Below are 10,680 nucleotides of genomic sequence, written 5' to 3' on the forward strand. Positions count from 1 at the left end.
CATCGCCGGTAAGGCAGGAGGAGTGCACGCGAACCAGGATTGGTTCATCTTCTTCCCAGCTGCCTTTCACCAGCGCAAGATGTTCCATTCCGTTGGTGGTTTGGGTAAATGCAATAAGGCGGAATTTTCCGAACTCCGTGGGAAGATCTACCTCCACTTTCCGTTCCACAATACTTTCTCTTTTTAACCGGTAAGCGATAAGATCTTTAATAGAAATGATGCTCAGGTTGAAACGTTGTGCGATCTGAAACAGCTGGGGTAGGCGAGCCATGGTTCCGTCCTCGTTCATTATTTCCACCAGGGCACCGGCAGGTTCACAGCCTGCAAGTTTTGCAAGATCAACGCTTGCTTCGGTATGACCTGCTCTTCTCAAGACGCCTCCGTTTTTTGCCCTTAGCGGAAAAATATGACCAGGTCTTGCAAAATCTGAGGGTTGAACGGAGGGGTCAATCAGCGCACGGATGGTTTTCGAACGATCCGAAGCGGAGATACCGGTGGTACAGCCATTACCCGTAAGATCGACAGAAACAGTAAAGGGTGTGGAGTGCTGCGACGTGTTCCGGGGAACCATCATTTCCAGCTGCAATTCCTCCGCTCGTTTTTCTTCTATGGAGGCGCAGATCAGGCCGCGTCCGTGCGTGGCCATAAAGTTGACAACTTCCGGGGTAACATGCCGCGCCGCCGCAACAAAATCCCCCTCATTTTCACGGTCTTCATCGTCTACCACAATCACCACCTTTCCTGACCTGATATCTTCCAGGGCATCTTCAATACGGTTCAGACGGAGGGTGTGTTCCATAGTGCAAAGGTACCATTTTCCCCGCGATCACTGATGCCGGCGGGTAGGCTGCCAAACGGAGGTCCGAACCCCTCTCAGAAACCGAAACGTGCCGATAAAAAGCGCCAGATTCATTGAGAGGAAATGCGTAGCAAACCGGAAGATTTTTATGTTCAGCCCTACCATGCTGCAAGCGAGGTCCAGGAGAGGAAGTGCCAATATCCCGGCTCCGGCCCATAGTGTGTACCGGTAAACAGCGCTCGTGCATTCACAAAGCACCTGTAGCAGGTAAATATTCTGAAAAAGCATCACCAGCATCAGCCAGGGCCCCAGCCAGCGTAGAATCTTGTGGGAAAAAAAGCAAAAAGAAACAGCATCGAAACGAAAGAGCATCCCGGAAAACCTGAACATATTCTGGAAGTTTCCGGTAGCAATTCGGATCTTTCGTCTGAACTCTTCTTTCAGGCTGTAGGAAACATCTTCAAAGACCATGGCATTCTTTTCGTTAATGCATTTGTATCCTTTTTGGAGGACTTTCATGTTTACATAAAAGTCATCTACCAGGAAGCGTGGGGGTACAGGACTAAAAAGCTCCCTTCGTACGGAATAACATCCTCCGAACGGACCCATCATACAACCCCAGAGTTTTCCTTCTGCATTTTTTGTTCCCACTTCTGTTCGGATATAGGTGTGTTCCTGTTTCGCGATTCCGCGGTTTCCAACATCGCGATGCATCATGTTGGTGTCCACCAGTCCTGTACGGTCATCGGCATAATGACGGAGCATTTCTTTTAGTGTGCTTTTCTCAAAAAGAACGTTCGCATCCGTAATTACAAGAATCTCACGGGTGCTAAGGGCTGCCAAATCATTGATGATACCGATCTTGCCAGTTCGTTGCGGAAATATTTTCAACTGAATACGTGCATCGCGCCGGGAAAGTGCTTCTACCTGTTCGTTGGTACTGTCCGTGGACGCGTCGGAACCAACCAGTATTTCAATTTTTTCCGAAGGATAATCCTGGTCAAGAACACTTTGAAGTTTTTCACAGATAACGGAAGCTTCGTTGTATGCGGCCACAAGAACGGAAACGGTAGGAAGGGGTTTTTCAGGGAGGACGGCGGTTTTCTTATAATGAGCTAGCAAGCGAACGGCCAAAGGAAATACGAGGTAGGAATGTGCGAGCGCTCCTGCTAAACTCCAGAATACGATTTCTTCCCAGATCATGATTTCCGCTGTTTTTGATAAAATGCTGTCAGCTGCGCCGTGGTGGCCATATTGCCGAAATGCGCATGGGCAAAGCGGGAAGCCTGAGCGGAAAGTTCCCGGCAAAGCGTTTCGTCGCCCAGGCACCGGAGAATGGCTTTTGCGAATGAATCTGCATCATCCGCCACCAGGAAGTGCGTGCCGTTTTGTGCCCTTATTCCCTCGGCACCAACCGGAGTGGTAATTATCACTTTTCCAAGTGCCATTCCCTCCACAATCTTTACACGCATTCCACTTCCGGAAAAGAGCGGTACGATCATCATGTTGTGCAAGCTCATGAAGTGTACTGCATCCTCCACCTCTCCCAGTACATTCACATTGGGTGCATGGAGAAACTTGATTTCCTCCGGCATATTTCTTCCTGCGATATGAAGCAGGAGATCCGGGTGATAGGCGATTACTTTCCTCCATACTTCCCTGATAAACCAACGGAGGCCTTCGAGGTTGGGAGCCCAGTCTAACGCGCCCAGAAAAAATATGTTTTTATGTGACGGAGGCTGATGGGTAGAACAGAATTCCTGCTCATCAAAAGAGGCAGGGCACATATGCACCGGACCGGTGAAGCCAAGATTCCTGAAACCAAGCTCGTCGACAGGTGAAATGGGTACCAGCACATCAATATTCTTCAATTGTTCGGTTTCAAAGCGGCGCAATTGCCGGGCAAGCAGTGTTAAGTAACTCCGCCGGAAAATGGTGTGTTCGTTGCGCGCCCGCCGCTCCCAGATCAGATGCTCAATGTTGTGTGCCCTGAGACTGATCAGTGCATTTGAATTCTCCCGGATAATAGAAATATAGGGGGCAAGATAAATCCCTTCCAGCTGAACCACATCAAACGGACCATTGTTCCGTAATAGTTCCCGTAATTTCTCTGTATATGCCCGTGAGAGGAATCGCTGCACATTGTACGAACGGTTCATTACTAATGATTTCAATGCCTGGAAGCTGCTGATATCATTGTCAATCTTCACCGAATGAAAAAGAATCTCTTCGGAGAGTTTTTCCGGGAGATCCATCGGGTTGAAGAAATGCTTCGTGGTATTCATCGCCAGAACCGTAACGCCATGCCCTTGCCGCGCGAGTGCTTTGGAAATGTTCAGGGTGGCAATGGCACCCCCATCCCTGGGTGGATACGGAAATTTATTGGTGAGCTGCAGTATCCTCATCTGCGTCTCCGTTTGAATAATTTAGCGACGGGTTCCAGATAAGCGTTCGCGTCGAAAAGGGTGGAGTCGGTCGTCGCCTTCCAGGAAAGAAACACACCGAGAGGAAGCAGGATGAAGGGGGCTGCCCAGGCACCAAAAAAGGGAGAAATGATCAGCTCTTTCGCAAACTTTTCACCAGTGATACTGAGAATATAATATAGAATGAATAAAAGGATGGAGACTACTGCAGGCATTCCCAGTCCTCCCTTACGGATGATCGCACCGAGCGGCGCTCCGATGAAAAACAAAACAAGACAAGCAAAGGATAAGGTGAATTTTTTATGCCAGACCAGTTTCAGGCTAACCTCCGGTTGAATGAGGTTTTCCTTTTCCTGCATATAGCTCTCAACGTCGGTTTTAGAAGCACGGGCGCTTTGAATGGCTCGCTCCAGAACGAGAAGCTGCTTCTGGCGATCGTTCGCCGGAGGAGCCATTTTGATTTCCATTTCCGGATTGGGAAGGGGCAACACGGCAGATGGTTTGAACGGACTTACTGGTCGCTGCACGGTTTTGTGAGGAGGACCTTGCCTGAAGAATTTATTATTAACTCTGTTCATGAAGAAAGCACCTGCTTCCGCGCGGTCGCGTTTTAAGGAGTCCAGTTCATCCTCAATCTGGCCAATGTTCAGCATATCATAGTTGGAACTCAGGATGTCCTCATCCATCCGCTTCAGTTCGAAGCCTCTTAGATCAATTCGCACCCGTTGCTCCATAAAATGCGTGCGGGTATAGGGATGGGAGATTTCGGTATTCTGATTTACCATTTCATCTGCGGAGTGCCCGTTTTTGAGGGTTACAATCAGATGCTTTTTGTCGTCGCTGATTTGCATGGAGCCGGACTCTGCTGTAGTCACACGTGTGTTGCCCATGCCCTGTGTATGATCGTAAATCGTGATACCTTTTAATATATTGCCGTCATCGGATTTACCTTCGATACGTATTACATATCCCAGAATACCGGAATAAAAGGCGCCGGGTTTCAGATTCATGGCTGGCTTGGTTTCAGCGATGCTGTGTACAATGGTCCATCCTTTCAGGCTGGCGAACGGAAGGATGTTGTTGCTGAATACAAATGCCAGGCAGCAAACACCCAGAATAAAAACGGTGAGCGGACGCATAATTCTCCCCAACGATAATCCTGCAGATTTTAAAGCAACGAGTTCATAATGTTCTCCCAGGTTCCCGAAGGTCATCAGCGAAGAGAGTAGAATCGCGAGCGGCAGAGCCATTGGCACTAATGTGAGTGAAACATAGAACACCACCTCGGTCAGGGTGAAGACGTCAATCCCTTTTCCAACAAAATCCTCGAACCATTTCCAGAGAAATTGCATGAAAAGCACAAACAGCGAAATGAAAAATGTGAGTACGAACGGACCAAGGTAGGCGGAGATCGTATATCGAGTCAGCGTGTTCAAGTTGCAAATATATTACTAACCTTTTGCGTTTCAGTAATATGCACTGCAATTATTGTGCAAATTTTCACGCTGAATACGTACATTTGACCTATGATCCTGGGTCAGAAACTTGTGGTGGTGCTGCCGGCTTACAATGCTTCGCAAACGCTAAAACGCACCTATGATGAGATTCCCTTTGATATTGTGGATGAAGTAGTACTGGTGGACGATGCCAGCAAGGACGACACTTCAGAACAGGCCAGGGCCATTGGCATCCGGCATGTGCTCAGGCACGAAAAGAACCGGGGATATGGTGGTAATCAAAAGACGTGTTACAAGAAGGCTCTTGATCTTAACGCGGATATTGTAATAATGTTGCATCCCGACTATCAATATACTCCCAGGCTCATCCATTCCATGGCGTACATCATTGCCAATGGTGTTTACCCCGTGGTGCTGGGTTCCAGGATATTAGGCAAGGGGGCACTGCGCGGCGGGATGCCGGTGTATAAATACATTTTTAACCGTTTTCTTACGTTTACTCAGAATCTGCTGGTAGGACAGAAACTATCAGAGTACCACACCGGTTACAGGGCATTTTCTGTGAAAGTGATCCGGGCTATCGCCATCGAGGAAAACAGTGACGACTTTGTATTTGACAATCAAATGTTGTCGCAAATCATCTATAAGGGGTTTGAAATCGCGGAAGTAACCTGCCCCACTAAGTATTTCGAAGAAGCTTCCTCTATCAATTTTTCAAGAAGCATGAAGTATGGGATCGGATGCCTCTCTGTTTCATTAAAACACCGGTTGAATAAATGGGGAGTAATGAAGTCCTCTATATACCGCTGACCCGGTCGCGGACCAGAAATACAGGTTCGTTGCGGTAAAACAACCTGCGGGTGAATCCCAGCGGGTAGAGAGAACCAAAGCCGCTCTGTTCATAGTAAAGAATCACGTCTACAGGATCAATTGAACTGGCTGCGTCTTCGTCACAACCAAGTTGCATCTCATAGTTCGGTTTTAGCTTAGTATACCGAAGGTCACGCCCCCCTCCGGAGAAGGGAAGAAGACGGAAGAGCCGCTGGAAGATTACCGGCGGTATGCGAATTAACGGAAATTCAGTAAAGGTGGCAGAGATGGCAATGAGTTTTTCCGTCAGGTTCATGGAGGAGAAGCTTTTTAGTCCTACCACCCCGTACCGTTGCCACCAACGACAAAACCAGGCATCGTTGTGGACCACCCAGCCTCCCGGTTTAATCACCCGGGCAATTTCGCGGACTACCTTTTCCGGGTGAGTCGGGTGTTCAAGAAAAGTGTGCGTTAAAATGCAATCCACACTCTTATCCCTAAAAGGAAGCTTTTCCGCGTTGGCAGCAATTGAACAGCGGGTATATTTGTCAGAGTATCTATTCATATTTCCCTCTGAGATATCCAGAGGGATATAATTTGGAAATTTTTCGTTGGCCCACCCGCTCCTTTGCTGAAACACACCTCCGCCAAGCTCAATGATCAGGATATCGTTACCTAGCTTTTCCAGGATAAGATTGGTGATCTTTTCCATCCTCTGGTATCCTTCACCGATCGCGGAATGCTTTTGTTTCAATTCATGATATTTGTCCGGAAGGGCTTTTGTTTCTGTTAAATAAAACTTGTCAAACGCCGCTGACACTTCTGATTTAGCGCCGAAGACCAGTGTGAGAGGGTTACCTTCAGATATGCTATAGTCCCCTGAAAGGCATGCTTTAAGGGCGGAAGGGATAGGGTGATTCATCCTCCTGCTTTTTTTACAGGGAAGCCCTTTTCTCTCAGCATTTTCTCAAGTTTTTCACGGTGATCCCCCTGAATAAGTATATCACCGTTCTTGACATTGCCGCCAACTCCGCATTTCTGTTTGAGCTCACGTGCCAATTCATCCATGGCCTCGTCTGGCATCTGAAAACCGGTGATCCGGGATATCAGTTTCCCCCCGCCAATGCGGTCCAGATAAATTCGTAACGATTGCTGCGAGGGCAGAGCAGAGCTATACTCCGCCTGTTCTTCCTCCCCTGAAGGCACAAAGTCAGGGTTTGTGGAATACACTAACCCTCCGTCTCTGCTTTTCTTCTTCTTCATCATCTCAATTGCTGATGGCCATAAATTTCAAACCCACCTGCTCCATTAATAAACGGATCGGTGGGCGAAATAGGGCAAGCTGATCATATCGCACCGCTACAACCGCCTACCCTTGCTTCGTTCCCGACCTGGGGGAGTTCAGCAGGAGCTGGTCGTATGAGACTTGCCCCGTGCAAATATACAAAGTCCCTGCAAATCAGTATATTTGCAAGCCAAAAATCTTACAAATGCAGAAGAAAACCACATTACTCAACAATGCCTCTATCTACGGACTTATCACGGGCATTGCCCTGGTTGTTTTTTCTATGATCCTGAATATGCTGGAAATGAGGAATTCGCCTCTGGGATGGCTGGGAATGGTGATTATGGCTGCGGGGATGTGGTACGGAACAACCCAATGGAGAGACCGTTCGCTGGGTGGATATATCACCTTCGGCAAAGCATGGCAAGCGGGTACCATGATTAGCGTTTTTGTCGGTATTATTATTGCCATTTTTACTTACATCTACCTCACTTATGTTGATCCGGGTTCTCTCGATAAGGAACTTATTAAGGCCGAGGAAAAAATGATGGACGACGGACAAATGACGGAGGAACAGATCCAGATGGCTATGGATATGACCCGTAAGTTCATGTCCCCCGTTATCCTGGCCATTACCGCAGTTATCAGTTATGTGATTTTCGGAATGCTGATCTCCCTGATCACGGCAGCCATTTCAAAAAAGGAGAACCCCAATGTTTTTCAGGAATCTCCGATTGACCAGTCCAGCCAGTCATGAATATATCAGTTGTAATACCGCTGTTTAACGAAGAGGAGTCGCTTCCGGAACTTGCCGCATGGATTCGAAGGGTAATGGAAGGGAACAAGTTTTCCTATGAAGTTATTTTTATTGATGACGGCAGCAAAGACAAGTCGTGGGAAGTGGTGGAGAAACTGGCGGCTGATAATTCATGCATTCGCGGCATTCGCTTTCGCCGGAATTACGGAAAGTCTGCTGCACTGCATGTCGGATTTGATGCCGCGCAGGGCGATGTAGTGATCACGATGGATGCAGATTTGCAGGATAGCCCCGAAGAGATTCCGGAGTTGTACAAGATGATTAGAGAGGGAAATTTCGATCTGGTTTCAGGATGGAAAAAGAAGCGATACGATCCCATCACCAAAACGCTTCCCACCAAATTATTTAACCGGGTAACGCGGATGGTTTCAGGCATATACCTGCACGATTTCAACTGCGGCCTCAAAGCATACAGCCGTGATGTGGTTAAATCGATCGAAGTTTTTGGTGAAATGCATCGTTACATTCCGGTCATTGCCAAGTGGGCGGGATTTGTAAAGATAGGGGAGAAGGTGGTCGCCCACCAGGAACGGAAATACGGAAAAAGCAAGTTCGGATGGGAACGGTTCATCAACGGATTCCTGGATTTGCTTACCATCACCTTTATGTCGAAATTTGGGAAACGGCCAATGCATTTTTTTGGCCCATGGGGAACCATCATGTTCTTTATCGGATTTGTACTGGCACTGTATCTCGGCGCCAGCAAGATATGGCATGTTCTGCATAATCAGTCGGCCCGGTTGGTGGCCGATAATCCGCTTTTCTACATCGCACTCACTACCATGGTGCTGGGCACGATGCTTTTTCTGGCAGGTTTTCTCGGCGAACTTATTTCCCGGAACTCATCCGTGCGGAACAGTTATCTGATCACAAAAAAGATCTGATTCCCCGTGAAGGTTATCATACTCGGACCAGCTCATCCATTGCGGGGCGGACTAGCTTCGTACAATGAACGTCTGGCACGTGCCTTCATAGCGTCGGGTCATGATTGTCGTATTGTTACGTACTCTCTGCAATATCCCGGTTTTTTATTTCCGGGTAAGACACAGTTTTCTGACCAGCCGCCTCCGAAGGATTTTCCGGTGGAGGTTAGTGTCAATTCGGTGAATCCCATGAACTGGATTGCCGTCGGAAACAGGATTGCGACGGAGAAACCGGACCTGCTTGTCTTCCGGTACTGGATGCCCTTCATGGCGCCGGCGCAGGGAACAATTGCACGGAGGGTTCGAAAGAACCGGCATACACGAATTGTTGCTATTACGGACAACATTATCCCCCATGAGAAAATGATGTTCGGAGATGCACTCACAGGATATTTTTTAAGAAGTTGTGATGGGTTCATCACCATGTCTGAATCGGTTCTAAAGGATATTGAAACACTTGGAATCAATAAACCTTCCAAATTCGTACCTCATCCTTTGTACGATAATTTCGGAGAGGCGGTTCCACGGGAGAATGCACTCAGGGAACTGGGGTTAGACTCTTCTTTCAGGTACCTTCTTTTTTTTGGATTCATTCGAAAATATAAGGGACTGGATCTGCTGCTTGAGGCTTTTGCCGATTCCCGCCTTAGAAAGTTTCCCGTGAAGCTGATCATAGCAGGAGAATATTACGAAGACCCTTCGCCTTATAAGACGATGATCAGAAATTATGGATTGAAGGAGTTTATCATCGAGCGCAATGATTTTATCCCCGATGATCGCGTGAAGCATTACTTTTCTGCAGCGGATCTGATCACACAAACCTACCGCCATGCCACGCAAAGCGGCGTTACGCAGGTAGCCTTGCAGTTTCGCAAACCGGTACTCGTTACGCGCGTGGGTGGTCTGGCCGAAATGGTGCCGCACGGGCAAGTGGGATTTGTTACGGATCCATCCGCCCGGGCGATCAGTGAAAAGCTTCTTGAATTTTTGGCAGGAAACCCGGAGCGATTTCAAAAAGGAATAGAGGAAGAGCGGAAACGGTTCTCCTGGAGTCTGATGGTTGATGAAATTATAAATATCACGAAATAAGCAATATACAGCTACTTATTTAAAGTTTTGATTCCTTTAATGATTAATAGAAATATCGTAGGTTTGTTAATATATGAGTGAGCAGAAAAGAAAATGGAACAGACAGGATTTGAAGGCTGTTTACGAAATGCCCCTTCTGGAGCTGATCGTCAGGGCTTCTGATGTTCATAGAAGATATCACAAAGTAGGTGAAGTACAGGTCAGTTCCCTGATTAGTGTGAAAACGGGTGGATGCCCGGAAGATTGCTCGTATTGTCCCCAGGCAGCCAGGTATAGTACAGAGGTGAAAGTTCACAAGATTTTACCTAAAGAGGAGGTGCTTCAGTTAGCCGAAAGGGCGAGGGAAGGCGGGGCATCCAGAATGTGCCTGGGTGCTGCATGGCGGGAGGTGCGTGACAATGCAGATTTTGACCGGGTGATCGAAATGGTGCGTGGGATCAATGCCATGGGTATGGAGGTATGCTGCACCTTAGGTATGCTTACAAAGGAACAGGCGCAACGCCTGGCCGAAGCTGGCTTGCATGCGTATAATCATAACCTGGATACCTCGGAGGAGAACTATGGCGAAATTATCACAACCCGAAGCTACAAAGATCGGATTGAAACAATTGAAAATGTCCGCAAAGCCGGAATAACCGTTTGCTCCGGAGGAATTATTGGAATGGGAGAGAGTATTGACGACCGGATTGATATGCTTCTGACGCTCGCCTCTCTGGATCCGCAGCCGGAATCTGTTCCTATCAATGCCCTGGTTCCTGTTGCGGGTACTCCGCTTGAAAACCAGCCCCTCGTAGCTATTTGGGATATGATACGCATGATAGCAACAACGCGGATCTGTATGCCTGAATCCAATGTGCGTCTCTCGGCCGGCCGAACCCGCATGAGCAGGGAAGGACAGGCGCTTTGTTTTCTTGCCGGTGCCAATTCGATCTTTGCCGGGGAGAAGTTACTTACAACGCCCAACCCTGAACTTGAGGAGGATAAAGAATTGTTTAGTATACTGGGTCTTACTCCCGCCCCGTCAAATGCGGAAACTGCAGGCAACTATTCGGGCCTGGCAAACGTCCAATAATTAAC

Annotated in this window: 11 protein-coding genes and 1 other RNA gene; 5 read left to right on the forward strand and 7 right to left on the reverse strand. The window is 47.9% G+C overall.

Features of this window, described 5'->3' with window-relative positions; translation table 11 throughout:
- The 4 genes from ribB to IT233_10170 all read right to left on the reverse strand — a co-directional run.
- Positions 1–799: 3,4-dihydroxy-2-butanone-4-phosphate synthase (gene ribB / locus IT233_10155; GenBank protein ID MCC7302994.1), on the reverse strand; the 799-nt coding region annotated here is incomplete at its 3' end.
- A 27-nt stretch (positions 800–826) separates the two neighbouring features.
- Positions 827–2,002: a glycosyltransferase gene (locus IT233_10160; GenBank protein ID MCC7302995.1), complete on the reverse strand. Its 1,176-nt coding sequence runs from the start codon at positions 2,000–2,002 to the stop codon at positions 827–829.
- Complete coding sequence (locus IT233_10165; protein MCC7302996.1) at positions 1,999–3,204, reverse strand: glycosyltransferase; 1,206 nt, start codon at positions 3,202–3,204, stop codon at positions 1,999–2,001. Before IT233_10165 ends, IT233_10160 begins: the two co-directional genes overlap by 4 nt.
- On the reverse strand, positions 3,201–4,658 hold the full coding sequence (locus IT233_10170; protein ID MCC7302997.1) for an LptF/LptG family permease: 1,458 nt from the start codon (positions 4,656–4,658) through the stop codon (positions 3,201–3,203). Before IT233_10170 ends, IT233_10165 begins: the two co-directional genes overlap by 4 nt.
- 90 nt (positions 4,659–4,748) lie before the next feature.
- Between IT233_10170 and IT233_10175 the strand changes: the two genes are divergently transcribed.
- Positions 4,749–5,489 (forward strand): glycosyltransferase family 2 protein, encoded by a 741-nt coding sequence (locus IT233_10175; protein MCC7302998.1) that lies wholly within the window; start codon positions 4,749–4,751, stop codon positions 5,487–5,489.
- Here IT233_10175 and IT233_10180 read toward each other — a convergent pair.
- The 3 genes from IT233_10180 to ffs all read right to left on the reverse strand — a co-directional run bounded on the left by IT233_10180 (position 5,476) and on the right by ffs (position 6,921).
- A complete protein-coding gene (locus tag IT233_10180; protein MCC7302999.1) occupies positions 5,476–6,411 on the reverse strand; it encodes a class I SAM-dependent methyltransferase in 936 nt (311 codons plus the stop codon). The two genes, IT233_10175 and IT233_10180, sit on opposite strands and share 14 nt — an antisense overlap.
- Positions 6,408–6,755, reverse strand: coding sequence for a translation initiation factor (locus tag IT233_10185; GenBank protein MCC7303000.1), 348 nt, complete (start codon positions 6,753–6,755; stop codon positions 6,408–6,410). Before IT233_10185 ends, IT233_10180 begins: the two co-directional genes overlap by 4 nt.
- Positions 6,756–6,821: 66 nt before the next feature.
- Positions 6,822–6,921: signal recognition particle sRNA small type (ffs, locus tag IT233_10190), an RNA gene on the reverse strand.
- Between the two features lie 58 nt (positions 6,922–6,979).
- Here ffs and IT233_10195 point away from each other — a divergent pair.
- The 4 genes from IT233_10195 (at position 6,980) to bioB (ending at position 10,675) form a co-directional block, all read left to right on the forward strand.
- A complete protein-coding gene (locus IT233_10195) occupies positions 6,980–7,531 on the forward strand; it encodes a DUF4199 domain-containing protein (protein MCC7303001.1) in 552 nt (183 codons plus the stop codon).
- Complete coding sequence (locus IT233_10200; GenBank protein ID MCC7303002.1) at positions 7,528–8,475, forward strand: glycosyltransferase family 2 protein; 948 nt, start codon at positions 7,528–7,530, stop codon at positions 8,473–8,475. The genes IT233_10195 and IT233_10200 overlap by 4 nt, the downstream gene beginning before the upstream one ends.
- A gap of 6 nt (positions 8,476–8,481) precedes the next feature.
- Positions 8,482–9,603, forward strand: a complete 1,122-nt coding sequence (locus tag IT233_10205; protein MCC7303003.1) for a glycosyltransferase — start codon at positions 8,482–8,484, stop codon at positions 9,601–9,603.
- 73 nt (positions 9,604–9,676) lie between these two features.
- Positions 9,677–10,675: a biotin synthase BioB gene (bioB, locus tag IT233_10210; GenBank protein ID MCC7303004.1), complete on the forward strand. Its 999-nt coding sequence runs from the start codon at positions 9,677–9,679 to the stop codon at positions 10,673–10,675.
- Positions 10,676–10,680: the final 5 nt, after the last annotated feature.

The sequence above is a fragment of the Bacteroidia bacterium genome (assembly GCA_020852255.1).
GTDB lineage: Bacteria > Bacteroidota > Bacteroidia > JADZBD01 > JADZBD01 > JADZBD01.